This window comes from Pseudoalteromonas luteoviolacea S2607, assembly GCF_001625575.1.
Taxonomy (GTDB): Bacteria; Pseudomonadota; Gammaproteobacteria; order Enterobacterales; family Alteromonadaceae; genus Pseudoalteromonas; species Pseudoalteromonas luteoviolacea_E.
Window position 1 is genome coordinate 120,881 of the sequence record NZ_AUXV01000056.1, and the last position, 25,852, is coordinate 146,732.

The window sequence follows — 25,852 nt, forward strand, 5'->3', positions numbered from 1 at the left end:
TTGTATTGGTTATACCCTTTTATCGTATGGTCACACTTCTTCCAAAAATGTATATTGAATGCGCAACCAAAATGTAATGACAACAAAAATATAATAATCAAGTCGCGTTCTAATCACAGTAAAGACAATTGAATGACAAACAACAAGACCTATATTTTGGGCGAACGTGCACTCGTTATCGAAATCGCCCAAACGACCCTATCACAGCAGCAACAAAATAAACTATTTGCGATGCATACTTGGATGCGGCAACAAAAAGTCTTTATTGATATCGTTCCCGCTAAAACAACGATCACTGGTTACTTAATGCATTCGCAAGACCCAGATTATTGGCTACAAAAAATGCAAGACGCTTGGGACAATATTGAGCCTGAACAATATCAACCAAGAACACATGAAATTATGACCCAATATGGGGGAGAATCAGGGCCTGATTTAATAGAGGTCGCAAACTTACTCAATTTGTCGCCATCTCAAGTTATCGAGCTGCATTCATCTCAAGCGTATCAAGTCAAATTTTTAGGCTTTTTACCCGGATTCGCTTATTTAGGAGAGCTAGACAAACAGCTTCACTTACCAAGGTTGGCATCGCCCAGAACACATGTACCCAAAGGCTCTGTGGCCATTGCAGAAGACCTTACAGCTGTTTATCCGAGTGAATCACCCGGTGGTTGGCGGCTTATAGGCCAAACAAACATGACACTATTCGATCATCACTCAAAAACGCCAAGTATTTTTCAACCAGGAGATATTGTGAAGTTTATTCCAAGCAAGGAGAGCATATGTTAAAAACTTTAAAAGGAGGGATTCAAGCCTGCGTACAAGATGGTGGACGCAGTGGCTATCGGCATTTAGGGGTATCTCAAGCAGGTGTGCTCGATCCACTTGCGATGCATTATGCCAATGCATTGCTTCACAATGAAGATGACTGCGCGGTGATCGAAATCACAGTTGGTTTATGCCAATTTGAATTCAAAGAAACAACTAATTTTGCAATCACAGGGTCAGATTTAGGTGCAAAGTTAAATAACAAACAGCTTGCTAGTGGCTGGCGATACTCTGCTACAGTTGGTGACAAACTGACTTTTAGTTCAAGCAAGGATGGACTAAGAGCCTATTTAGCTGTTCAAGGCGGATTTAGATTAAAGCCTGTTTTAGACTCTAACTCAACCGACCTTCAAGCTGGCTTTGGCGGATTAACGGGAAATGCACTTAAAGATGGCGATGTGCTCGATTACAATCGTAAATCACCTTTGCCAAGCGTCGGGGCTGCTCAGCCACCCTACAACAAAAAAATTCGAGTTGTAGCGGGACCCCATTCAGATTTAATTAGTGAAGCGCAATTCAAACAATTATTTGAACAACATTGGCAAGTCCTACCTCAAAGTAATAGGATGGGAATTCGCATAGATAGCAAACTAGACCTATGCCACAAGCAAAGCATACCGAGCCAAGCTGTAATGCCAGGCATAGTGCAATTGCCGCCTAATGGAAAACCCATTATTCTGAGTAATGATTGTCAAACAACGGGAGGCTATCCTATCATCGCGCAAGTCATTGAAGCTGATTTAAGACATTTAAGCCAACTTGCTTCAAACCAGCACTGCTCGTTTGAGTTAGTAACCCGTCAAGATGCAAAAAAGGCGTTAATTGAACAACAGCAACATCTTGCTCAGTTTAAAATCGCCATAAACAATAACGATAAGAATCTAATATGAGTGAACTTAACCTACTCCCTTTAACAGGGATCTTAGTTGTGGTGTTAGGCTTTGCCTTTCGCTTCAACCCCTTATTGGTTGTCACCGTAGCTGGCCTAATTACTGGCTGGGCGGTAGACCTCAATTTCGCTGAACTACTTGCTACATTTGGCGAAAAATTTATGAATTCAAGACAGCTAGCCAGCTTTTTATTGATTCTTCCTGTGATTGCCATTCTTGAACGATATGGACTGCAAAATAGAGCTAAAAACTGGATTGCGAATATTAAAGGGGCTACTACTGCGCGTATTCTCAGCGTTTATTTTGTGGTTCGAGAGTCTTCTGCTGCATTAGGATTACTGAGCCTCGCTGGTCAAGCGCAAACAGTACGTCCGTTATTGGCCCCTATGGCGCTCGGCGCTGCGGCGAACGCACACGGAGAATTGCCAAAGGAAGTTAAAGATATGATAAGCGCGCATTCTGCCGCTTGCGATAATATCGCCGTATTTTTTGGAGAAGATATTTTTATTGCATTTGGCGCTGTTCTTCTCATGGATGCGTTTTTGAAAGAAAATGGTATTGCGGGTATTGAACCGCTTCATATTGGCTTGTGGGCCATTCCGACAGCTATTGCGGCATTAATTGTTCACTTGTTTAGGCTGGCTAGACTTGAAGCAAAAATCTGCAATAAAATCGCAGAACTTAAGAGTACCTCAGCAAATTATAATAAATCAATCGACAGCGAGGAGACAGCATGAGCGCAGTAAGTTCAAATACTCAGGGCGCTCAGCCTGCACTTCTATCCATAGATAATATTTACTTGTTAATTGGGTTTGTTGTTTTATTTTTAGTCGTCAAAACTTTGCAAGACAAAAACCACCCAAAACGTTTAACCACAGCATTATTTTGGATGCTTTTTGGTAATGTATTCTTATTTGGTGATTTATCGATCGCCTTGTTAGGTGAAACAATAACTTACCAATGGGTTGGGGTCAGTGTTTTACTTATCGCTGCGTTAGCTGGGTTGGGCCTAGTCTCGATGGGCACCTACAATATGCCAAAAGAAGATGAACTAGAGCGACATTCACAAAGCATCGGTAATAAGCTTTTTATTCCTGCAGTACTGATCCCAATCATTACCGTAATTTGTACTTTGTTTTTGGGTGGCCTAAATATCGGTGGCGTTTTTCTTTTTGATCAAAATCACTTAACACTCGCGTCTCTCACATTAGCCTGCGGTGGAGCACTACTAGTGGCTTGGAAGTTTACATCTGGAAGTCCCGTTCAAGCACTGGGTGAATCGAGAAGACTAGTAGACTCTATTGGTTGGGCAGCCATCCTTCCGCAAATGCTAGCTATGCTAGGCGGTGTGTTTATCGTTGCAAATACTGGCACTGCTATACAAGACATTGTAACCTTGTTTATTTCTCCAGATAATCGCTTCATGTTGGTCGTGTTGTACTGTGTTGGTATGGCATTATTTACGATGATCATGGGTAACGCATTTGCTGCATTCCCAGTCATGACAGCTGGTATTGCTGTACCTTTCTTAATCCATGGCCATGGAGCAAGCCCGGCACCATTAGTTGCAATTGGCATGTACTCTGGCTACTGCGGTACGCTGATGACACCTATGGCCGCTAATTTTAATATTGTCCCAGCCGCTTTGTTAGATTTAAAAGATAAATATCAAGTGATCAAGGTTCAGATCCCTACTGCAATCGCATTGTTGATTGTAAACATTTTCCTCATGTATGGAGTTATCTTTAATGACTAATGCAAATCACCCGACAGTGTTGATCACCGGCTTTGAACCATTTGGCGGTGAGAAAGTAAACCCGTCTTGGCAAGCCGTACAACAATTAGAGGGGCTTATTATCGAAGGGCACGTTGTGATCACACGAGAATTACCCTGTGAGTTTGATACTTCCTTAGAGTCACTCTATAACAATATCGCGTTGCATGAACCCGCACTTGTTTTATGCGTTGGCCAAGCCGGAGGTAGAAGTGATATCAGTATAGAGCGCATTGCAATCAACATTAACGATGCGCGAATACAAGATAATGCAGGCCACCAGCCAATAGATACGCCTGTTGTTAAAGGTGGACCAGACGCTATTTTTGCCAAGTTGCCTATTAAACATATGCTTTGGGATTTGCATGAGAATCATATACCGGCCAGTATTTCAAATACTGCGGGTACCTATGTATGTAATCATGTTATGTATGGCCTTTGCCACTATATTGACAATCATAAGCAAAATTTAAAGGGCGGTTTTATTCACATTCCTTATTTGCCTAGCCAAGCCGTGCACCATAACGGTGCACCAAGTATGTCTCAGTCTACTGTGATTTCCGCCCTGAAATCGATGATTTCGTCAGCCTTAAGACACGATCAGGATCTCGAAATCGCGGCAGGCACAACACACTGATCCTTTCTAACCACTTTGGTGCAAAACCGCACTAAAGTGGTTACATTCACTCCGCTTTATGTTGGTAATTTTGTATGTGACTTATGCAAAATTTTCTGATAGTTATATCCTCTAAGCAGTAAAAATATCACCACAACAAAACTGCTGCGTCGACAGCATAACTACAAAAATACGTCATCAAACACAACAGGAATGAGGGTACTATGTGTTCAATATTTGGTGTTTTAGAAATAAAAGGTTCAGCCGACAAGTTAAGATCGCAAGCTATTGAAATGTCTAAAAAGCTTAGGCACCGAGGACCAGATTGGTCAGGTGTTTATGCAAGCGACAAAGCTATTTTAGTTCATGAGAGACTAGCAATCGTAGGGGTTGCAAGTGGCGCCCAGCCATTATTTAACCCAGAAAAAACGCACGTTTTAGCGGTTAATGGGGAAATATACAACCATAAAGCGCTTGCAGAAACATTAAGTGTCCCTTTTGAGTTTCAAACTAAATCTGACTGCGAAATTATCTTGGCACTTTACAAGCAAAAAGGTCCTGAGTTTTTGGATGATCTAAACGGGATTTTCGCATTTTGTTTGTACGACGAAGAAAATGACGCCTACTTAATTGGTCGAGATCATATCGGTATCATTCCACTTTACACAGGTAGAGATCAGCATGGAAACTTTTATGTCGCCAGCGAGATGAAAGCACTCACGCCGATATGTACTCAAATTGAAGAGTTCCCTCCAGGACATTATTTGTATTCGAAAGAAGGTTCGTGCCATAAATACTATCAAAGAGATTGGCAAAGTTTTGAGTCGGTACAAAACAACGCTGCCAGCGCTAAAGACGTTAAAGAAGGACTCGAGTCAGCTGTCAAAAGGCAACTAATGTGTGATGTACCTTATGGTGTTTTATTATCCGGAGGCCTAGACTCCTCTGTAATTTCAGCTATCACACAGCAGTACGCAGCAAAGCGTGTCGAAGATAATGACGCAAGCGATGCTTGGTGGCCTAAACTACATTCATTCTCAATTGGGCTTGAAGGTTCGCCAGATCTCGCCGCCGCACAAAAAGTTGCAGATCGAATCGGCACTGTTCACCACCCTATTCACTTTACTGTTCAACAAGGTATCGATGCTTTAAAGGAAGTTGTCTATCACCTTGAAACTTACGATGTCACCACGATACGTGCGTCTACGCCAATGTACTTAATGGCGAGATACATCAAAGCAATGGGTATTAAAATGGTGTTATCTGGTGAAGGCGCCGATGAGTTGTTTGGCGGATACCTCTATTTCCACAAAGCGCCTAATAGCAAAGAGTTCCACGAAGAACTAAATCGCAAAGTATCTAAGTTGCATATGTTCGACTGTTTGAGAGCAAACAAGTCTATGGCTGCTTGGGGTGTTGAAGCTCGTGTGCCATTCCTCGACAAAGAGTTTGTCGATGTCGCCATGCGTACTAACCCAGAGTATAAAATGTGTAAAGAAGGCCGTATAGAAAAACACATTATCAGAGAAGCATTTGATGGTTACCTGCCTGATGATGTGCTTTGGCGTCAAAAAGAACAATTCTCAGACGGGGTTGGCTACTCTTGGATTGACTCCCTGCGCGAGTATGCTGAAGCACAAGTCTCTGATCAAGATTTAGCGAACGCACAATACCGTTTCCCCATCAATACACCTGACAGTAAAGAAGCGTTTTTCTATCGCACCATATTTGAAGAGCACTTTCCAGGCGACGCTGCCGCTAAATGTGTACCGCACGGAAAGTCAGTCGCTTGCTCAACGCCTGAAGCTCTTGCTTGGGATAAAAGCTTTGAAGAAAATGCTGATCCTTCTGGCCGAGCGGCAAATGTACACAATGATGCCTATAAAAATGACTAATCCCACCTTTTTGCCTACAGTTGATTAGCTGTAGGCAACATATCTCTATAACCCTGCTGCTTGTCGGTGTTTTAATGTTTAAGAAAGTAATACACTGCACTAAATTCAATATAAAGAGAAAACCATATGATTGAACAAGGACAAAATATTCCAGCGTCGGTACTATCTGAATTAACTGCTGATGGCATGCAAACGCTTTCAACCCAAGATTTATTTGCCAACAAGAAGGTCGTTGTTTTCGCCGTACCCGGCGCATTCACGCCGACTTGTTCTGCTTCTCACCTTCCAGGGTTTGTCACTCTTGCTGATAAAATTAAAGCAAAGGGTGTCGACGACATCATGTGTGTATCTGTAAATGACGCGTTTGTAATGAAGTTTTGGGGCGAAGCACATAACGCTGAAGAAATTCGCATGCTAGGTGACGGTGACGCAAGCTTTACTAAAGCATTAGGCCTTGAAATGGATACAGAAAGCTTCGGTGGTGTACGCTCCCAGCGCTATGCAATGGTAGTTGAAAACGGTATCGTCACACAACTTAACCTAGAAGCACCAAAATCGTTTGAAGTAAGTAAAGCGGAAGTTATTTTAGAGCTTTTATAGCCTTATAATGTAGCCGTATTCAATTGAAAACGGCTTTTATCATTTTCACACCTAACTGTTTTGTGGGCAAACCGCATCTAAGGTAAAAGTTTGTGATGGCAGTTATCTTTACAGCAAACCGCTCAATACCTTGATCACAGATATTAAAATCATTAACCCCGAGAGTTCGATAACCAGCGCCTTAAACCAATGACATGACTCTTCATCATCCAAACTTTCACGCGGGAAAAAGCCAATTGATAAAGAGCGATAAAAATACCAGCCAATCGACCAGCCTACTGTTGAGACCCCAATGTGCCAAGCAAGAAAGTGTAACAACCGTAATATGCCTAATACCACTCTTGCAACAGTATAAAATAACCCTTCAAACAGTTCTGTCATTAATACCTCTGAACCAACGCTTGTACTACATAACACTGCATAATACCGTATCAAAAAATTTAATCTATTCAGCTAAAGTAACGATCAATGAAAAAATTCTTTTATGTTTTCGGGTAATGCGTTACTACGCTCTGGATTGCGCTCTAATTTACCTTAATCACTGCGACCGCCATGTTGCCGATATCATATATACTAACAGCAGCGCTCTCACCAACTGATTAACTTGTTCGTTCAAGCCCTTTCGTCTTTAGTTGAATCCATGACTACATGCGTAGTGATATTGCTGACTTGAGGAATGGCTCCAAGTACATCAGCATGAAAAGTTTTATAGGCTTGTAAGTTAGTTGTCTCTACTCGTAATAAATATTCGAAAGTACCTGTAACATTGTGACACTCTTTAACTTCGTCTGCTAATTCAATAGCTTCTTCAAAAGCTCGCTGAGCAGGTGTTGAGTGATCTCTGAGACCCACCCCCACATAAGCTATGAACTGCACGCCTAATAACTCACCATCCAATATTGCCCGATACCCCTTAATGACCCCCCTGGATTCGAGCTCTTGTACTCTTCGTAAGCAAGCAGAAGGAGAAAGCCCTATTTTTTCTGCAAGCTCAACATTTGAAATACGGCCATCCTGCGACAGCTCTCGCAAGATAATTTCGTTAAACCTATCCATTTCCATTTTTTATTGCTCATATTGCGAATAATAACATTCAATACGCGGCCCTATTGTTTATCAAACAGCGTAAAGTTGTTTTATACAATACTTAGAGGTTATACCAATGAATATAGAATTACTATCTGCTTTGGCGCTATTTGCTTTTGTGTCTTCCATCTCGCCTGGTCCAAACAATCTAATCTTACTTAGCTCAGGTATCTCATTTGGCGCTAGACGATGTATAGCGCTGCTGCTTGGCATAAACCTTGGGTTTATGGTGATGATTTTGACAATAGGCTTAGGGATGGGAGAAGTATTTAGGCATTTCCCAATTTTATATGAATGTCTAAAGTGGATAAGTACAGCTTACCTATTGTATCTCGCTTATAAAATAGCTAGTAGCGCCTCAACCATTACAACAGAGCAAACACAAACGCAGCCTATGACTTTTATACAAGCGGCTCTTTTTCAATGGGTTAACCCTAAAGCTTGGTCAATGGCTTTATCAGCGATAGCCGTTTACGCGCCATCAAACAAGCTAGAATCAACGTTAATCGTGGCTGTCATATTTGCCATTATTAACTTGCCTTGTATCCTCTCATGGCTACTTGTAGGTGATAAGCTATCTGAAGTACTTGAGGATAAACGTAAAGTACAAGCTTTGAATTATTTTTTGGCTTTCTTACTCGTTGCGTCTGTTTTGCCTACCGTGCTCTGAGCGTCACATTTAACACGCTAAAAGGTGATGTATATTCCACTACAGCATCACCGCTTAGCAACTTGATTTATATTTCATTGTATTAAGGCAATACATAGCGTGACAATGCGTCTTTCCATATTTGGGTTAATTTATCATCAAACATATAAAATACGACCTCCAGGCCATCAGCAGCGAAAGGTAGAGCCGTACATATAGCAATACGTGCAGCTTCCTCTAGTGGGTAGCCATAGGCACCACATGAAATTGCTGGAAACGCGATAGAATGGCAGCCATTATCTACAGCCAACTGAAGTGCATTTGAATATGCCGAAGTTAACGTGGCTTCTGGGTTTTGTGCTTGACGATATATTGGGCCAACAGTGTGGATCACATACTTCGAACGTAAATCTCCACTGAGTGTTATTCTTGCTTCTCCAAATGGGCAGCGTACGCCATCAATTGACTTAACTTTTTTGCAAGCTTCTAGCAATTTAGGCCCTGCTGCGCGATGAATAGCGCCATCGACACCACCTCCCCCGAGCATTTTGGGATTAGCGGCATTGACTATCGCATCTTGGCTTGCAGAGGTGATGTCACCTTTTATTATAGATATGTTTTTCATGCAATTAAGTTCTTTTAGTTGGTTAACCATTTAAATAAGTTGCTAATAGACTTTTGTAACAAGCTCATTGGTTGGATCACAAAAGACTTAAGAATGATTTGTTGCTCGTTTTCACTTTTTTGCAAGGCTTCATTTAATGCGTAAAGGTCTACAACCGATAGTGGTAAGGGTGCTTCATTAGGTTGATAGGTCGAGCCAATTGGGTAATATTTACCATGAGTTTTAGTCATTTCAATGTGACCACCAAGTATGTATTTTACATCATTTTGCTGAGCAAACTTAGTAAGTTTGGCAATGCTTTGTTTATACGCTTCCCAGTCTTTTACATATACCAAACCAGGATATAAAGTGTCGCCAGTTATCAACCATTTATTTTTGTGGTCGAATACAGTAATGGCCTCCTCTTGATGCCCAGGTGTTGGCAGTATCGTAATCAAGCGTTCGCCCAAATCTAATTGGTACTGCCCGTTTGGCCAGTTTGAAACCCCTACAAAGTTTTGTACTTGCGTCATATTAGGTGAAATGACTTGCGTATTTTGTAACACGCGAAACCCCGAATCTCCTTGATGGTGGTCGCTGTGACTATGCGAGTGAATAACAATTGTTTCTTTTGTTTCAAATGCCGCCTTACCCAATACAGCTCTAAGCGCTTGCGCATATGAAAAATCCACACCATCGGGAAGCGCTCCGGTATCAATCACCAAGATTTTATCATTACCCTCCAAAACATAACTGAATGGAGCTTCAAATGTTAGGCATTTGTTTTGTCTAATAACTGTGGAGCGACTGTCGTGTTTAAAGACATCCAAAGTCGGCTGTTTACTCGTTTCGCAGCGCTGTGCTCCGTGCATCCATGGTACAGTCTCTAAATTGGGCGCTGACGTAATATCGTGTATTCTCGCCAGCTCTCTTTCAACGACAGAGAAATTAGACATGCCTGTCGCACTGCAGCCACTCAAAAATAGGCAGGTGATCAATACTTTAACTTTCATTTTTCATCCTTATTGTTTAGGGTAGTTCAGTCCTCCCCATTAAATCGCACTTGGTTTCTCCCCGCAGCCTTAGCTCTAAAGAGCGCCATGTCAGCTTCATCAAATAGCAACTGCGGGTTCACCTCATAATGTGGCTCCCAGATCGAACCGCCAATGCTCACAGTGACAAACTCGTCTTTACCCTTACAATGCGGTATCTCAAGAGCACGTACTGCTGCACATATCTCTTGCGCAATCTCCTTGGCATTTTTCTCGTTCGTGTTTGGCAAAATAATGGCAAACTCTTCGCCGCCAATTCGAGCCAGCAGCCCATTTTTGACCTTTAATTTACTCGATAACGCCTGACATACATTTTGCAGACAGTAATCTCCAAGCTGATGGCCGTAATGATCGTTGTACTGCTTAAAATTATCTACATCAATGATAAGTAGACAAAAACTGGCTTTTTGCCTTTGCGCCAACTCAAAAGTTTCTGACAAAACTTGTTCATAAACACGCCTATTTGCAATACCGGTTAGCGGATCTAAGCTTGCTAACCTAAGAAGTTCGTCCTCTCTGGCTTTAAAGTGCCTACTGGTATGATCAAGCAAATAGTTATATGTCATACATAAAGACGCGTTACTTGAGCCGTGCTCTACATTCAGATGTTGCAATGAGCTTTCATTCTTAGCTATCTTGTCAAATTGCTCCATTAGATCGATCAATTCGTCTTTCATGCCATGTTCGCCAAAGTTCAACCCGATGGTTTCAGTCTGAGCTGACACTCTTAAGGGGTGCACTTGATTAACCAGCCACAAGAAACCAAAGCCAATTGCACAAACCCACAGAGCACAAGCGAAAACACCCGTTAATTGCACTATGAGCTGATCTGTATGTGATTCAAGTTTTAATTTTTCTAAAGGCACGAACAGTGCGACCGCCACAGTCCCCCAAATACCTCCGCCTAAATGTACAGGGACCGCGCTAACAACATCGTCAATGTTAAACCTTTCTAACAGATCTGCGAGCAGGACGCTTATACATCCGGATATTGCACCGATTACAATCGCCGATGGTAAATTGACTAGATCCGCACAGGCAGAAATCGCAACCAATCCAGCTAATAACCCATTTAATACATATCGTATGCCTTGCATAGAATGTAAATTCCATGACAGCAAGAGTGCACTGACACCACCAGCACAAGCCGACAAAGCTGTATTTGAAAATACCCGCGCGAGTTCCGTGCTCGGGCTACTCACACTGCCACCGTTAAAGCCAAACCAGCCTATGAATAATAAAAATGTACCAAGGGCTGATAACGGTAAATTTTGACAATACATTTCTTTGGGTTCACCTTCTCGGGTGAACCTGCCCAACCTCGGACCAACCATTATCAATGCAATGAGCGCAATCCATCCGCCAACTGAATGCACTACCGTTGCGCCTGCATAATCAATAAAGCCCAGTTCTAATAACCACCCTTGAGGGAATTGGTCAAAATGCTTGCCATGCCATATCCAGTGTCCGACTACAGGAAATAACAAGGTTGCGGTAAGAAACGAGCAAATTATGTAACCCGAAAACCGCATGCGCTCCGCTACAGCACCCGACAAAATCGTCGCTGCCGTACCACAAAACATCATTTGAAATAAGAAATAAGCTAAAACGGATGGGTTATCAAAACTATCCAGCGCGAACTGACTCGTACCAAAGAACCCATTTGCACTGCTGCCATACATGAGCCCGTAACCTATTAACCAAAAACATACGCCGCTGATGCAAAAGTCAGCCACATTTTTTAGTGCCACATTAATATTATTCTTATTGCGAACCAGACCGCTCTCTAAACAAGTAAACCCCGGCTGCATAAGCAATACGAGTGCCGTACATAGAAGAGTCCATGTAATAGAAATCGTTTGTGGGTCTATTTCAATATTTTGCAAAAAACCCTTGCCCGTTAATCTCAATGAGTATTAAGGAGCTTAGCTAAGCTCCTTAATTTTCTCCACTTAAGGCCCTTAAGATTTTTGGCTTGCACGCTTACTAAATACGCTTTTGTGCTTCAACCCAAAGGTTCACACGCTTTTCAAGTATAGAAAGTGGCATCGCGCCTCCACCCAAAATTGTGTCATGAAAGCCTCTGATATCAAATTTACTTCCTAGCGTTTTCTTTGCATGCGCTCTCATTTCCAATATTTTGTTCATACCTATTTTATAAGAAGTCGCCTGCCCTGGATTGATCATATAGCGGTGGACCTCTGAACGAATAGATGTTTCTTGAATTGGCGTATTTTCTTTGAAGTACGCAACAGCCTGTTCTTCACTCCACCCTTTTGCGTGAATGCCTGTATCTACCACCAAACGGACTGCTCGCCACATTTCATTCACCAACCGTCCAAAGTCGCTATAACTGTTTTCATAAGCTCCCATTTCTTTTGCGAGTAACTCAGCATACAAACCCCATCCTTCTGTATACGCCGTAAACATAGCCTTAGTTCTAAACTCAGGTATGCCTTCCAACTCTTGAGCTATTGATAGCTGCATGTGATGACCTGGGTTACCTTCGTGATATGCAATCGCTTCCATATTGTTCTTTGGCATACTTGTCATATCGATTAGATGCGCGTAATAAACACCCGGTCTACTCCCATCTTTAGTACCTGGCATATAGTGTTGCGCAGCACCTGGACGCTCTCTAAAAGGCTCAACGCGTTTAACCACTAGCTCCGATTTCGGTAAAATGCCAAAATACTCTGGAAGCTTTTCATTGATTTTATCTAGGTAAGCAATTGAGTCATCAATGTACCTTTGTCTTCCTTCGTCATTATTCTCATAGAAGAACTGCTCATCAGCTCTAAAGAACTCAAAAAATGCTTGGAGGTCACCTTCGAACCCAGCTTGCTCTACAAGCTTTAACATCTCTTCTTTTATCCTTGCCACTTCTGAAATGCCTACTTGATGAATTTCATCGGCAGTTAGGTCCGTTGATGTTTGGTTTGCAAGTCGGTAATTATAAAAAGCCTGACCATTGGGCTGTTCACTCACGCCAAATCCATCTTCTTGTTGCAGGTTGTGTATATCTTTTTCAAACCAGCTCACAAGTTGTTCATAGCTGTTTTTATACTCTGTTATCAGCGCCTTTCTCGTTTCCGCTAACAAGTTATCTGCCGCAACTTGAGAAATCACTTCCCTTTCAACCAAGCTACGTATTTTTTTCTTGGCATCTGCCCACAGCGGTGCATCACTTTCACTCTCTGAAAATGGAGCGCCTGTGATCATTGCTTTAGATTGCTTAATGATGCCCTCATAAGAGAACTTTGGCGTTCTTATCCCTAAACTGGCTTTATTTTTTGTTTGCGCAAGCAATTCATTCAGTGCATGAGAGATGGCTGTCAGACGTTTGTTATAGTCTTCCATATCTCGCTGCGTTTCGACCTTATGAAAATTCATCATAAACTGCGTAGCCCATGACTGTATGCCGTACATATGCGTGAAGATATAACTATTATTTATAAACTCGAGGCCTTTTTTCTGCTGTTCATATTGATAAATCCATAAATCGTATGAGATTTGCGCTTCGGCATCTAATTTGGTGTAGTCAAACTGTGCTCTCAACTCCGCCACGGTGCCTGCTAACCAAGCAAGATTTCGGCGTGCGCCTTGAATAGTGACATCGTCAATTTCACTATACCTGTCTTTTCTTCCATACATTGTCATCCGCATTGGGCTCATTTGCAGCTGTTGTTCATATTTTTCAGCGAACCATGCATTTATTCTGTTAGTTTCTATGTCAACGCTACTCAAGGTTGCAGAAACAGTTTGTGTAGCATTTAAGCTAGTTTGGTTTTGTGAATTATTCGTTTGACAGCCGGTGAGGACCGCGACAACAGATAGCGCAACTAACGATCTGTACATGTATTATTCTCCTGACTCCTTTTTAGATACAATAAAGAGAAAATATATATACTCCAATACCTTACCTACTCTAAAGTGTAACGAATCATGAAGAATGAAATATAATTTAATGTTTGAAGATTAAAATCAAAAAAAGGGCAACTAACGATCTGGTTACCCTTCGTGAGCTAATTTAGCTCAGCTTACTTGTAAACTTTAACTCTCTTACTTTTGCTTCATAAATGCTACCGCGAGCCCCGCTGTGACAAATGTCACTCCGGCAGAAATATTTAAGCCATTTTGTAACCTTGGTTTAGCTTGTAACACATACTTAAGGTGATGCGAGAATATACCCATCAATGAAAATCCGACTGTTGTCATTAACGCAAACCAAAACCCGTAAACAATCATTTGAATAGACACACTACCCAGTTCAGGGTTCACAAATTGAGGAATAAATGCCAATACAAATAAGCCGGGTTTAGGGTTAAGTGCGGCGGATAAAAATCCTGTCATAAAAATAGTGTGAAGTGGCTTTTTCTCAACGCTTTCAATCGAAATCAGATCTCTGTTGCGCAACACCTTAATGCCCAACCAAATAAGGTAACTCGCACCAATAAACTTAATTACATAAAACGCGGTCGCAGATGTTTGAATAAGTAATGTCAGCCCAGCTGTTGCTGCCACAACATGGAATAAGATCCCAATACCAGACGCAGTACCAGAAACGCAAGCAGCCAGCTTCCCTTGACTCACGCCTCTGGCGATAGCCAAAATATTATCCGGACCAGGAGACAACACGAGTAAGATGCAAGCTGAGGTATAGGCTAAAAAAACTTCGATTGGGAACATGAGATGCATTTTCCTTGTTACATTTACTCTACTTTGAACAAAGAAAAGATTTAAAGTTCCAAATAATTTACTGTGGGAAAAGCGGCTAGATTAAATGTATTTAATGTACTGTATTGAGGTCTTTTTTTGTTTGAAACCCATTTGCTTATAGAAGTGATGCGACCCTTCTCGTTGCGCATTAGAGCTCACAACTACCTTGTTTAGTCCTTTGGAATGAGCCCATGATATCGCCGCCTGAACCAGTTGCTTACCTACCCCCTGACCTCTTGCTAAGTCGTGAACAACTAGACCTGTGATTTCAGCCCTATCTCCGCCTTCTAAAGTGATTCGCTGCTCAATAACAATCCACCCAACGACTAGAGTTTCATTGTTTTGAAACACCAGAGCCCTATGTTTGTCAGAGGATAAAATGACTTCTAGCCGATTAGCCAACTCACACCTTGTACTTTGATATCCTAGCTGCGCTGTAAGCACTAAAAGCGCATCAACATCATCCATTTTGGCTTGTCTAATGCTCAATAACATTGTTTCATATCCCTAGTGGTTGCAGGTGTATAGTATTTAGTCTTTTTCAAGATGCAGTAGTATGGCGCGTTGTTCTGCTTTTCGCATTTTTTGCACAACTAATGAAAATGAATTGTCAATCATGCGCTCTATTTCTCCTTGAGGTATAGAGCCATCCAATATTACCGTGTTCCATAGCCGCTTATTCATATGATAGCCGGGAATAACTGCATCAAAGATATCCCTTAAAGCTTGTGCTTCATCAGGATCGCATTTTAAGTTTAGCCACCAATGACTGTCAGTTTCAGATTTAGCTTTCATGTTAGATAACGACAATGTTGCGAACATTTTGTCTTTGACTTTGTAAACGTCAACTTCAGGACCAAACGGCTGGCTGACACTGGCATAGGGCTTTGTCATTAAATATTGGTGAACTGTTTTATTATTCAACGCGTTTTACTCCTTTCCTACAAACTCGATTTGCTCTACACCTAGCTGAACTACCAATACAGAATCTTGATCAAACAACCGGCAATATTGGCGGGCTAACGCCTTGGCCGTTACCCAATCTTTAGTGGTCGCATTATACAATGTGACAATTTTTGCCCCCTCTTTGCTGCCTTTGTAGTAACCCGCAGCATCTACCAGTGCAAACCCTTCAAATGCTTGAGCTAAAGGGCCTGTTTCAAACTTAAGCCACTGTTGTTGTGATATCACCCCACCATTGGGCTTTGACAAACCAAAGTACATTTTAATGCCTTGATTATTGCTCGAAACAGCTGCTGGCTTTGAAGTCGGTGATAAGCTGGTTGTTTTACATCCCGGTAATAGCGCGATGGCTAAAAATACGAAGAGCGTGCGGTAGTACATAGTCAAATCCTTTCTTTATCAAACGTTAACAAAATCTACTTAGGCACAATCAGTACTAGGTTATGTAGTTACCCATAGGGGAAACCTTTAAGCCCTCATATAGCTTTTAATGAAAGTAAAAGCGCCAGTTTTCTTACTTATTTTTGTCATTACTGGCGCGCGTTACAAGCCCTCTATAAAATATGCTCTATACCTTTAAGCATGAAGCTTGAGGTATTTTTTGACTTTTTTCATCGCCATTTTTTGTTTTAGCGGCGACAAATAGTCAATAAATAAATTACCGTGAAGATGATCTATTTCGTGTTGCATCACGATTGCTAAAAACTCGTCGCTTTCTACTTCAATTGTATTACCCGCTCTATCTTGCGCGGTTACTTTCACAGACGTAAAACGCTCAACTTCTGCAAAATAATCTGGTACAGATAAACACCCTTCTTGGCCTTTTTCTTTATTTTTCCCTTCAGTGACTTCTGGATTAACCAAAATGAGGGGGTCGTTGCGCTCTTCTGAAATATCAATAACGACAACAGCCTCTTCTCTTCCGACCTGCGTCGCAGCAAGGCCAATACCATTGCTGGTCGCATACATTGTTTCAAGTAAATCATCTATCAAGGTTTGTATCCCCTCAAAATTGTCTACTTTTTTTGCTTTGGTTTTTAGTCTTGGATCTGGTGCAGTTAAAATTTCTAATACAGCCATAACTTAGTGCTTGCTCTTATCAGTTTTAAGCTAAATGCGTATATACATAGCTTGATTAATAAAGTGTATTGATGTGGGTCCTCATTACTCGCTGCTCTTCGCAATACGAATATCATCAGTGGATCAAGCTGATGCGAGCAACATTCTATGTACTGACTATGTAAATGCAACCAGTTTCTTGGACAACATATCAATGGTCGTGCAATGTTCAATTAATCAAATTTACTCGCGTAAGAGAACAAACTGGGTGTTCCACCAGTGTGCCAAAATAAGACCTGCTTTGTATTATCGAGCTCTCCACTTTGCACCGAATCAATTAATGCAGCCATCGCTCTAGCTGTATACACAGGATCGAGTAAAATGCCTTCGGTATGCGCGAGGAGTTCTATGGCATGTTGTTCAGCCGTACCAATAACCCCGTATCCACCGCCCAAGTATCTATTATCCAGTACAACTTCACCTTCCTCATAACAGGTATCTAGACCTAAAAAGTGACATGTTTGATTAGCCAGTTCATTTATTTGAGCTTTAAAAGAGCAGCCGTCTAACTCATCTTTATCTATCTGAACGCCAACAAGGTTAAATGATGCATTTAGCATCGACTTGGCAATCATAAGACCAGCATGGGTCCCACCAGAACTTGAAGCAAAAAATATGTGGCTGAGGCTGTGATAATCCAGCTGTTCACTGAGCTCCATACCTGCATTTACAAACCCGCAAGCCCCCAATTCATTCGAACCACCATATGGGATTACATAAGGATTTTTACCTTGCGCGACTAAAGCCTCTTGCACAGAGGGAATATCTTCGCCCTTTCGATGTTCTTTTGTCCAATGTATGTGCGCACCAAAGAGTTTATCTAAAAGCAAGTTGCCGTTAATTTGAGCAGGTTGAATCCCCCCTAACAATAGGTGACACTCGAGGCCCAGTTGAGCAGCCGCTGCTGCTGTTTGCCTACAATGGTTTGACTGTTGAGCTCCAGCGGTAATTACCGAGTCGCTTCCTTTTTTGATGGCTTCTCCGAAGATAAACTCAAGCTTTCTCGTTTTATTTCCACCAAGCGCCAAACCTGTTAAGTCATCTCTCTTTATAAGAATTTCAGGTCCCCCAAGATGGCGCGACAAATTCTTCAACGGCATGATAGGCGTGGGGAAGAAACCGAGATCTGCTTTAGGTAAATCAATCAACCTGTTGTGAAAAGTCATATATTAATTCCCTGTACTGATTTTATTCCCATAATACCCAGATGCATTGAGTTTTCAATTGATGAACGATTTACTGCTCCTACACACTTACACAGCAGCTTTTAACTCAAATCCGTGGCTTTCCTTTAAAAACAATAGCACTTGTATCGTCCTAGCCTTAACACAACTAAAGGAGTGAACTTTATGAAGCACCTTGCTCTCATCTTACTATGCGCTTTAAGCTGGCTTTCTCACGCATCTTATCTTAACTATAAATACGAACACTTGCCCACCGAACACACAATAAATTCGTCAACTTTAAATGAAGAGCGAATCGTTTGGGTTGTGTTACCTGAAGGCTACTATGCGCCCGAAAACAGCGATAAGACTTATCCTGTAATCTATACAACAGATGGTGAAAACTTACAGTATTTAACAGGTCATAGCATGTGGTTTTTAAATCGAATGGGCATGTTACCTGACTCAATTTTAGTCGCCATTAATACTCGCCACCACAGGGCAAGAGACCTAACTCCAACAGAGCCAAAAGATAGCCCAATTCCCGAGTTAACTGGGCAAAGCCACTTACTTAAATCGTTTATTAAAGATGAAGTGATCCCATTTGTAGATAGCACTTATCGCACTGATGATTTTAGAATTTTGTCTGGTCATTCGTTGGGCGGGCTGTTTAGTATTACAAGTTTGCTATCAAAACAAATGCAGCCATTATTTAAAGGGTTTGTTGCCGTAGATCCCTCTTTATGGTGGGATAACGGCGTGGTTGCAGACTGGGTTGAAAATGCTGATGATATGTTCGATGAAAGCGCGTTTTCAGTCTATATTGTTGCCGCGCATGAAGACAACGTTCCGCCGGAACATCAAGACTTATATTTACGTCACATCAATGCTATTAAGCGCACCGCCAACGAACTAAAAGATGCAGATGCCACAACAATTCGTTATGACATTACAACAGATGAAAACCACGGTTCTGTACTGCACGTGGGTATCTTTAGAGGTATTAGAGAAGTGTTTAAATGCTACCCTGCTGTTTGTCCTAAAGAGGACGACGATAGAGAAGAATAAGTCCAGTTTTACGTTTAAGTCACTTTCAGTTAAGTGGCTTAAACGTCAATAATAATCAAAAAGACTTATCACACGATACTTTTCAGGTGCTGTTTACCATCATCACCGATTTTGTCCCAGCAAGCTTTTGATTCAACCCATAAATGGTGCGTGACACTAATGCCTTGCAAATACTCATTAGAAACGAGCCCGGCTGGGATATACATTCTTTGTTCGTCGTTTTCACCAGGTAAACTTGAGCCACACTCCGTGCAAAAGCTACACACCCAGTCATGCTCAGGTTTTTGCCATGTTTTTATATAGCCCATGCCTGAACTCCACTTGAAATCTGTTTTACTCGCTATCATTACGGCAACACCATTCGCTCCGGTTGCTCTTCGGCAAATCGAGCAATGGCACACATAGATAGCGTTGGAATTAACCTTAAACTCGAAACGTACAGCTTTGCAATTACAGCTCCCTTTAATAGCATTCATAACGCCCCCCTAAGCATTGCTTTGTCTAATTTGACGATAGTTTATTACACTTGTAGACGTAAAAAGAAGACAATTTAGCGAACTGCTCATAACTTTTCTAAACTTATCTAAAACATACCTTACAAGAGAAACCAGCTATGGACTTTAGCACTGGTTTGTTAGTCCTGCTTTTTGTGATTTTCGCACTTTTTACAGGGGCATTTGTTCGCCACGTATTAAAAGGGACACAAGTCCCATACACTGTGGCGCTATTATTACTAGGTATTGTCATAGGCTTACTTCAGCGTGCTGACGTATTTCAATCCCAAGCGCAAGCGTTTGGTGACAGCCTTGTGCTCATAGCCGATATCGACTCTCACCTATTTCTCTATTTATTTTTGCCCACCCTTATTTTCGAAAGCGCCTTTGCAATGGAAGTGCACTTATTTAGACGTATGTTTACTCAAATAGCTTTACTAGCCGTACCTGGCCTGATGCTGGCAATTTGGCTAACCGCAGAACTTATCTTTGCGATAACGCCGGATTCATGGCAATGGAGTTGGGCTGTATGCTTGATGTTTGGCGCACTGATAAGTGCCACAGACCCCGTCGCAGTGGTGGCTTTACTCAAAGAAGTCAGCTCTCGAAAACGATTAGAAACGTTAATCGAGGGTGAGTCGTTATTAAATGACGGGACGGCAATAGTTTTCTTCTCATTATTTTTTACTTGGGTGACTGCGACGTTTTCTGGCACCGATATTGGAGGGATCACCTCCCCTTTGCATGTCACTGTTGAGTTCATCAAAGTCGTTTTGGTTGGTTTAATTATCGGATTAGTAGTTGGTTGGCTATGTATTTTATGGATAGAGCGGGTATTTAACGACCCAATGATTGAAATATCTCTGACCATTGCCGCTGCTTATTCTGTCTTTTTTATCGCCGAAAATTTCCACGTTTCAGGTGTTGTAGCAGTTGTAACCTTGGCAATTATTTTCGCGAGCATTGGCCGTACCCGTATTAGCCCTGAAGTTGCAGGCTTTTTGCACCACTTTTGGGAAATGATGGCCCATATGGCCAATACCTTAATATTTTTATTGGTTGGTATCTTAGTCGCTATAAGAGTGCCATTGAATGATGCACAAGCATGGCAAATGCTGTTTGTTCTATACGGTGGTATTTTGCTGATTCGTGCCTTTTCAATTGCGGTATTTATGCCTGCGCTAAAAAGACTTGGCATTGGAATAAACCTCGCTAAAGCTTCTGTACTTTGTTGGGGCGGCCTAAGAGGCGCGGTCTCATTAGCGCTAGCATTAGCCGTCGTCGCCAGTGATGTTATTCCAAAAGAGATAGGTGATCGTGTGCTCTTTTTATGTGCTGGTATTGTGGTGCTCACGATTATTGTAAATGGCTCTACTATGGGACTGCTACTGAAATTTTTGGGCCTCAATACTTTACCACCCGCAAAACAAGCGACGGTAGATAAAGCGCAAACCAAAATTAGTGCAGAACTTCACACTATGCTGCCTCAAATGATGACAAATGAATTCTTAAAAGGAGCGGATTGGGAAGCCGTCAAGCAAAAGTCTCAGTTAAAGCATGTGGATGAAGTGAAAAATATCGACAAGGTATCTGAACAAGAACTTGATGTTGCGTATAAAAGAAGACTGCTCGAAACGGAAAGAAAACACTACTGGACTCAGTTTGAACAAGGAATGCTAAGTAAACAGGCAACTGCAAAGCTTGTAGAAGCGGTAGAACAAGCGCTAGATGGAGAGCCCTGTATTGGCCCGAGGACATTTATTTACGGCACTTGGCAATTACCCAATTGGCTCGCTCCAATAAGAAGTTACCAACGGTTAAACCGACTATTGCTTAAGCTTTATTTTGACAAGCTTGCCCTAGGCTATGATATTGCGCGCGGTTTTATTCATGCTCAAGAAGCACTAGAAAGCCATGTGCATGCACTTGCGCCAAACCAGCAAGCTGCCCAAGAGGTTATGAACTCTGTACTTGCGAATAAAAAGACCACACTTGAAAAAATAGCAGCGCTTCGAGATAGCTTTCCGGAAATAATTCAAGCATTGCAATCGCAAGCCGCAACTCGACTGCTCCTAAACCGTGAACGCGCGGTGATAACTGAGCAACTCAAACAAGCGGTGCTAGACAAACCTGAGGCACAAAAGCTACTTATGTCGGTTGAAGACAGAATGCAAGCTCTTCAAAATCAAACCATATTTAAGACGACACAAGAACAACGCTTAGTAAACGACATTCCATGGGCAAGACGCCTTTGCCAACAGACTCGACAGCAGCTGTCTACCTTGATCGAACACAATGTTTATGAGGCAGGCCAAACAATCTGTGACGCCAATCAGCCACTAAACAAAATTGGTATCGTCAGTAGAGGGAGCATAAAAGAACATTGGACTGTCATTAACGACTCAGAACAAAGACATATATGCACAAGCAAAGGGCCTGGAGAGTCCATTGCCCTTCTAACACTGTTTACGGCCACCAGTAAAACGCAATGTGTGAGTGAAACACCATGCGATGTAATGTGGGTCTCTTGCGATAAGTTAAAACAGCTAATGCAACGAGATAACCAATTAACCCAAGTAATCTGCAAGCTAATGCAAGATTATTCTTTATGAACAGCTTGAAGCATTTTTATCTAGGCTCTTTTGAGCCTAAATAAACCCAATCGCCATGACACATGAAAAACTACGCAACCAGATGCGCGTAGTCTTTTGATGCCATAACGGGAGTAAACTCGGTAATTGTGAAGCTTACCGCACCACTTTGTATAAATGGATCTGCATTTAGTACTTTTATCAGTTCTTCTTTAGTTTCGTGCATAGAAATCAGCACCCCGCCCGTCCTTGGTACTTTTCTGCCGCCAAACATCAGCTTATTTGTTTGATATTCTCGCTCAAGGTATCGCCTGTGCTGACCTGTTAATTCTGGTGTGACTAAATCCATATTGATAAAACTCATATCTACTAGGAACATAATTCCCTCGCTTTTTTAAATTATTAGTATAGAGTGCTTCTTATTTCGTAGCGCATCGTACCGCTACTAATTTAGAAGCGCAAGAATTATGACCACACCACTACCAAATAAATCAGTGAGAGGTTCCAGCTCAGGTGTCGCAATCATGGCGGTATTTGACTTGTTGGGCCGAAAATGGAATATGAGAATTCTATGGGAGCTCCGTTCCAATTCATTGAGCTTTAGAGCATTACAAGCGAGATGCGATGGGATGTCTCCATCTGTTTTAAATTCTAGACTTAAACAGTTATCAGAAGCTCAATTGATAATAAGTTCTACACAAGGCTACCAACTTACAGAATTAGGTGTGTCTTTAATGACAACCCTAGATCCGTTGCGAAATTGGGCGACCCAATGGGAAAATGAGCTTAAGACATAGCCTTTTTTAAACTTTGCTTTGTGAAGGAAATAAAATACGGTTCAGAGAATGCGTCTTGAATCCAGCCAACCAATAGCCAAAATGGTTTTAACGAATAAGCCCTTTTGTATGCGCTACTGGTGGTCTGGTTCAATAGGGCTACTTTAAGTTTTTGTCGCGAACCCCTCCATAGCTAAAAAGGCCCAAAAGAAATTTAGGCATGTACCCAGCAACGACAATATAAGAAAAAGAAACAGCCCCAACCAACATACCTGAAGCAAATTGCCAATCTAGCACCCCTGTTTCATTAACTGACATTAATAACAAAATTAGGACTGCCCAACATGGTAATGCCATACACAGTGCGAGTACTCTAAATAACGGGCGGGCTTCATTCGCTTTCATGTCTTACCTTATTCATTTCTCATTGAAACATTAAATAGGTTAGTAAAATTGCAATCTCAACGCTCATACTTAACCGATAGTGGGAAAAATGTTTTATACATTTACGCTGTATTTTAGATCTTTAACTTCATCACCGGTTATACCTCGAAAGCCCCAACAATGAGCTGGTTGCTCCTTTATAGTAATTTCTATGTCTACAGGTTTGATGCCTAATTTAGCTTCAATATTTTCGAAAAGCATTTTAATCAAAGCTTTTTTGGTCTCCACTTTTCGACCAGCCATCATGTTGATTTCAATGACCGTATAGGCATCCGTCCTACCACTTGGGTAGTAGTAATCAGAGCTGTCCATCGGTATAAAACGATGAGCTCGCTTATCTTCTGGCAAGCCTAACACGTGTGTCATTGTAGACTGAATAACATCCGAAAGCTCTGCTTTGATGGGGTTGAGGTTTTCTGCAATTCCGTATACGACAATCATGGTTCTTCCTAGGGTTTCAAGAGCCTTTAAGCTTAGCGAGTAAAGTTTAATAATCATATTACAAACGGCTCATACCATTACCTTTGTTGAATTGTTCAACGTAGCGGAAAACTAGGCCACTGCAGTAATCCCTTTTTCAAAAACATCAAACTCAGGAAATGAGATGAAAAACATATCAATTCACTACTCTGAATATAAGGTGCTTTTATATGCCTTTAGCCAATTGCCACAAATTACAAATTTAGGGAACGTATACAGTTGTTCCAAAATAATTCGTAAAATGGCATTAGTTGGCCCAGTAAAAGGCTCTGGCGGTAATGATTCTTTGCTATGTCCTATTCCTTGAACCACGATAGAGCCCACCATGAGAGACACTGAAATAGCAATCAGAGGGAAACTAAGATTAAATATGCTGAGCACTAACAAGATAACACCCACGATAAAGAATGGTACTGCGATAATATGAAGCAGTAAATTGGCACGTGACCTATGATATTTGGCGTAGCCATCCCATTGCCATTCTAAAATTTCTTTAATTGACATATTTCCTCCATGATTTTTACTTAGTTTTTAACTGCAATTATAAACCATTGCAATAGCCCGCTTTAGTCTTGCCGAGCTTACCTTACACTAAATGAAAGCGATTAAGTCCATGCTATAGCCTATCGTGTGGCTATGTTTGTATTTGTGTTAAGCGACATAGCTGTAAGTTTAAGGCAATAACTTAATCACCAAACTTAGCACTCCTTTAATTTGCTTATTAATTGTCCCGCAGTATGTTGGCTGTATACCTTTACCCCATGAGCAGAGAGTAATTGAGCTGTCACACCAGATCCAGAAACTTTGTTGCCTGAAAAAGTACCATCGTAAATTTTTTGGCTGCCGCAAGATGGGCTACCCTCTGCCAATATTGCATAACGAATGTTCTGTGCCTGGCAAAGTCTTAATGCTTGCCTAGCGCCTTCTAAAAACTCAGTGGTAACATCAACACCGTCATCGCCTAATACACGTGCTCCCCCCTCAATAACATCACTGCCATAGCCACCTATAATCTCAGCGGGCGCTCTCGGGATTGGTAACCCTGCGGATACTTCGGGGCAAAAAATCGCGAGTTCCACATTTAAATCTAGCCACTGTTTGTCGGTTTTATCCAAGCATAAGCTGCTGCCGTTATACCGCACTTTATTACCTACCAAGCAAGCACTTACGAATACTTTTTGCATAAATTACTCCCACGACAAAAACTAAATATCATGCGTAGTCTATATCGTTTAAAACAAAAGTGTTTTAAGTGCGACAAAATAAGCTAACCGCTGTTTAAAACTGCTTATTTTCACAAGGTAGTGACCAAATATCATGGGTTAGATTAAACCTTTCAAAAATTGCTTTGGCTTCTGCTATCGACCATTTTTCCCATTCAGGGTTTAAATGATTACCATACCAAACCTTGGCAAACTCCCAAACATTGTCGATTGGTTGCACATCACCTTTATTGATTTGATGGCGTTGACACCACTTATCGATTTGCGCTTGCGAATCAAACAATAGCATTGTGCTGCAAGTGTAAATCACGTTGTCCCACGCAGCTTGCATAGCAATAGGAAAATGTACATACAGGTTTGTTGATGAGAGTTGTCCACCTTTTACTTCAATAACCACCTGCTGCGATTGAGCACCTAACGTCGTGGTAATAGTCAGATCTCTGTCGAGTAAAAATGCGGCTCCTAACGAGCACCAAGCGCAGTTTCCCCACCATGAACGTTCACCTGACTCGATGTAAAAATTGGTCGGCGCCGTTGAAAACGGGTGCATTACCCAAACCTCTGAAGAATGAGGGTGCAGCACTACCCCGTGTATGTCTTGCAGTGCTTTGAGTGCTGCAATGATTTCCTCCTTTGAACAACTAAAATCTTTCGCAAGCTGCTCAACTTTTGGAGCAGTGCCTGTATCGACAAAGCTTTTCATAATAGAAAAATGTAACGTTGAATTGTTTAACACTGTGCTTTCCTTTTTAAACAATCATAAACCTCATGATATTTAAACATACACACTCTGCCTACAGCTTCAAACATGAAGAAAA

The 25,852-nt window shown here is 41.6% G+C and carries 30 protein-coding genes; 11 read left to right on the forward strand and 19 right to left on the reverse strand.

Annotated features, from left to right (window positions below; translation table 11 throughout):
- The first annotated feature begins 132 nt into the window (after window positions 1-132).
- From pxpB to N480_RS17700, 7 genes are all read left to right on the forward strand, one after another.
- The gene (pxpB, locus tag N480_RS17670; RefSeq protein ID WP_063373762.1) at window positions 133-789 is read left to right on the forward strand and encodes a 5-oxoprolinase subunit PxpB; all 657 of its coding nucleotides are present in this window, start codon (window positions 133-135) and stop codon (window positions 787-789) included.
- Window positions 783-1,718 (forward strand): biotin-dependent carboxyltransferase family protein, encoded by a 936-nt coding sequence (locus N480_RS17675; RefSeq protein ID WP_063373763.1) that lies wholly within the window; start codon window positions 783-785, stop codon window positions 1,716-1,718. Before pxpB ends, N480_RS17675 begins: the two co-directional genes overlap by 7 nt.
- A complete protein-coding gene (locus N480_RS17680; RefSeq protein WP_063373764.1) occupies window positions 1,715-2,455 on the forward strand; it encodes a DUF969 domain-containing protein in 741 nt (246 codons plus the stop codon). Before N480_RS17675 ends, N480_RS17680 begins: the two co-directional genes overlap by 4 nt.
- Window positions 2,452-3,474: a DUF979 domain-containing protein gene (locus N480_RS17685; protein WP_063373765.1), complete on the forward strand. Its 1,023-nt coding sequence runs from the start codon at window positions 2,452-2,454 to the stop codon at window positions 3,472-3,474. Before N480_RS17680 ends, N480_RS17685 begins: the two co-directional genes overlap by 4 nt.
- Window positions 3,467-4,129: a pyroglutamyl-peptidase I gene (pcp, locus tag N480_RS17690; RefSeq protein ID WP_063373766.1), complete on the forward strand. Its 663-nt coding sequence runs from the start codon at window positions 3,467-3,469 to the stop codon at window positions 4,127-4,129. The genes N480_RS17685 and pcp overlap by 8 nt, the downstream gene beginning before the upstream one ends.
- Before the next feature lie 203 nt (window positions 4,130-4,332).
- Entirely contained in the window at window positions 4,333-6,003 is a 1,671-nt protein-coding gene (gene asnB, locus N480_RS17695) for an asparagine synthase B (RefSeq protein ID WP_063373767.1), read from the forward strand.
- 126 nt (window positions 6,004-6,129) lie between these two features.
- Window positions 6,130-6,603, forward strand: a complete 474-nt coding sequence (locus tag N480_RS17700) for a peroxiredoxin (RefSeq protein WP_063373768.1) — start codon at window positions 6,130-6,132, stop codon at window positions 6,601-6,603.
- A gap of 108 nt (window positions 6,604-6,711) precedes the next feature.
- On the opposite strand, the gene N480_RS17705 is transcribed toward N480_RS17700, so the two are convergent.
- Together N480_RS17705 and N480_RS17710 are read right to left on the reverse strand one after the other, a co-directional pair.
- Window positions 6,712-6,984, reverse strand: a complete 273-nt coding sequence (locus N480_RS17705; protein WP_063373769.1) for a hypothetical protein — start codon at window positions 6,982-6,984, stop codon at window positions 6,712-6,714.
- Between the two features lie 231 nt (window positions 6,985-7,215).
- On the reverse strand, window positions 7,216-7,659 hold the full coding sequence (locus tag N480_RS17710) for an Lrp/AsnC family transcriptional regulator (RefSeq protein ID WP_196761517.1): 444 nt from the start codon (window positions 7,657-7,659) through the stop codon (window positions 7,216-7,218).
- 106 nt (window positions 7,660-7,765) lie between these two features.
- On the opposite strand from N480_RS17710, the gene N480_RS17715 reads away from it, so the two are divergent.
- Window positions 7,766-8,359: a LysE family translocator gene (locus tag N480_RS17715; RefSeq protein ID WP_063373771.1), complete on the forward strand. Its 594-nt coding sequence runs from the start codon at window positions 7,766-7,768 to the stop codon at window positions 8,357-8,359.
- An 82-nt stretch (window positions 8,360-8,441) separates the two neighbouring features.
- Here N480_RS17715 and N480_RS17720 read toward each other — a convergent pair whose 3' ends face one another.
- From N480_RS17720 to N480_RS17765, 10 genes are all read right to left on the reverse strand, one after another.
- Window positions 8,442-8,963: an O-acetyl-ADP-ribose deacetylase gene (locus N480_RS17720; RefSeq protein ID WP_063374233.1), complete on the reverse strand. Its 522-nt coding sequence runs from the start codon at window positions 8,961-8,963 to the stop codon at window positions 8,442-8,444.
- A 14-nt stretch (window positions 8,964-8,977) separates the two neighbouring features.
- A complete protein-coding gene (locus N480_RS17725) occupies window positions 8,978-9,955 on the reverse strand; it encodes an MBL fold metallo-hydrolase (RefSeq protein WP_063373772.1) in 978 nt (325 codons plus the stop codon).
- A gap of 26 nt (window positions 9,956-9,981) precedes the next feature.
- The gene (gene amt, locus N480_RS17730; protein ID WP_331245801.1) at window positions 9,982-11,904 is read right to left on the reverse strand and encodes an ammonium transporter; all 1,923 of its coding nucleotides are present in this window, start codon (window positions 11,902-11,904) and stop codon (window positions 9,982-9,984) included.
- A gap of 76 nt (window positions 11,905-11,980) precedes the next feature.
- Window positions 11,981-13,852 carry a DUF885 domain-containing protein gene (locus N480_RS17735; RefSeq protein WP_063373773.1) on the reverse strand — a complete coding sequence of 624 codons (1,872 nt, stop codon included), beginning with the start codon at window positions 13,850-13,852 and terminating at the stop codon, window positions 11,981-11,983.
- A 204-nt stretch (window positions 13,853-14,056) separates the two neighbouring features.
- Window positions 14,057-14,683 carry a LysE family translocator gene (locus N480_RS17740; protein ID WP_063373774.1) on the reverse strand — a complete coding sequence of 209 codons (627 nt, stop codon included), beginning with the start codon at window positions 14,681-14,683 and terminating at the stop codon, window positions 14,057-14,059.
- Between the two features lie 90 nt (window positions 14,684-14,773).
- A complete protein-coding gene (locus N480_RS17745) occupies window positions 14,774-15,208 on the reverse strand; it encodes a GNAT family N-acetyltransferase (protein ID WP_063373775.1) in 435 nt (144 codons plus the stop codon).
- 36 nt (window positions 15,209-15,244) lie between these two features.
- Complete coding sequence (locus N480_RS17750; protein WP_063373776.1) at window positions 15,245-15,637, reverse strand: MmcQ/YjbR family DNA-binding protein; 393 nt, start codon at window positions 15,635-15,637, stop codon at window positions 15,245-15,247.
- A gap of 6 nt (window positions 15,638-15,643) precedes the next feature.
- Window positions 15,644-16,057 (reverse strand): DUF3574 domain-containing protein, encoded by a 414-nt coding sequence (locus N480_RS17755; protein ID WP_063373777.1) that lies wholly within the window; start codon window positions 16,055-16,057, stop codon window positions 15,644-15,646.
- 195 nt (window positions 16,058-16,252) lie between these two features.
- Window positions 16,253-16,756 (reverse strand): peptide deformylase, encoded by a 504-nt coding sequence (gene def / locus N480_RS17760; RefSeq protein WP_063373778.1) that lies wholly within the window; start codon window positions 16,754-16,756, stop codon window positions 16,253-16,255.
- 212 nt (window positions 16,757-16,968) lie between these two features.
- Entirely contained in the window at window positions 16,969-17,961 is a 993-nt protein-coding gene (locus N480_RS17765; RefSeq protein ID WP_063373779.1) for a D-cysteine desulfhydrase family protein, read from the reverse strand.
- A 183-nt stretch (window positions 17,962-18,144) separates the two neighbouring features.
- On the opposite strand from N480_RS17765, the gene N480_RS17770 reads away from it, so the two are divergent.
- The gene (locus N480_RS17770; protein ID WP_063373780.1) at window positions 18,145-19,026 is read left to right on the forward strand and encodes an alpha/beta hydrolase; all 882 of its coding nucleotides are present in this window, start codon (window positions 18,145-18,147) and stop codon (window positions 19,024-19,026) included.
- 68 nt (window positions 19,027-19,094) lie between these two features.
- Here N480_RS17770 and N480_RS17775 read toward each other — a convergent pair whose 3' ends face one another.
- Entirely contained in the window at window positions 19,095-19,502 is a 408-nt protein-coding gene (locus N480_RS17775; RefSeq protein ID WP_063373781.1) for a GFA family protein, read from the reverse strand.
- Window positions 19,503-19,639: 137 nt separating this feature from the next.
- On the opposite strand from N480_RS17775, the gene N480_RS17780 reads away from it, so the two are divergent.
- A complete protein-coding gene (locus N480_RS17780) occupies window positions 19,640-22,132 on the forward strand; it encodes a cation:proton antiporter (protein ID WP_063373782.1) in 2,493 nt (830 codons plus the stop codon).
- A 70-nt stretch (window positions 22,133-22,202) separates the two neighbouring features.
- Here N480_RS17780 and N480_RS17785 read toward each other — a convergent pair whose 3' ends face one another.
- Window positions 22,203-22,490, reverse strand: a complete 288-nt coding sequence (locus tag N480_RS17785; RefSeq protein WP_063373783.1) for a YciI family protein — start codon at window positions 22,488-22,490, stop codon at window positions 22,203-22,205.
- 88 nt (window positions 22,491-22,578) lie between these two features.
- On the opposite strand from N480_RS17785, the gene N480_RS17790 reads away from it, so the two are divergent.
- Window positions 22,579-22,908 carry a winged helix-turn-helix transcriptional regulator gene (locus N480_RS17790; RefSeq protein ID WP_063373784.1) on the forward strand — a complete coding sequence of 110 codons (330 nt, stop codon included), beginning with the start codon at window positions 22,579-22,581 and terminating at the stop codon, window positions 22,906-22,908.
- A 138-nt stretch (window positions 22,909-23,046) separates the two neighbouring features.
- Here N480_RS17790 and N480_RS17795 read toward each other — a convergent pair whose 3' ends face one another.
- The 5 genes from N480_RS17795 to N480_RS17815 all read right to left on the reverse strand — a co-directional run bounded on the left by N480_RS17795 (window position 23,047) and on the right by N480_RS17815 (window position 25,770).
- Entirely contained in the window at window positions 23,047-23,292 is a 246-nt protein-coding gene (locus N480_RS17795) for a hypothetical protein (protein WP_063373785.1), read from the reverse strand.
- Between the two features lie 93 nt (window positions 23,293-23,385).
- The gene (locus N480_RS17800; RefSeq protein ID WP_063373786.1) at window positions 23,386-23,772 is read right to left on the reverse strand and encodes a tautomerase family protein; all 387 of its coding nucleotides are present in this window, start codon (window positions 23,770-23,772) and stop codon (window positions 23,386-23,388) included.
- A 183-nt stretch (window positions 23,773-23,955) separates the two neighbouring features.
- Window positions 23,956-24,315 (reverse strand): Mpo1-like protein, encoded by a 360-nt coding sequence (locus N480_RS17805; RefSeq protein WP_063373787.1) that lies wholly within the window; start codon window positions 24,313-24,315, stop codon window positions 23,956-23,958.
- 194 nt (window positions 24,316-24,509) lie between these two features.
- A complete protein-coding gene (locus N480_RS17810; protein ID WP_063373788.1) occupies window positions 24,510-24,995 on the reverse strand; it encodes a DUF523 domain-containing protein in 486 nt (161 codons plus the stop codon).
- Window positions 24,996-25,089: 94 nt separating this feature from the next.
- Entirely contained in the window at window positions 25,090-25,770 is a 681-nt protein-coding gene (locus N480_RS17815; RefSeq protein WP_231102283.1) for an alkylmercury lyase family protein, read from the reverse strand.
- Between the last annotated feature and the right edge of the window lie 82 nt (window positions 25,771-25,852).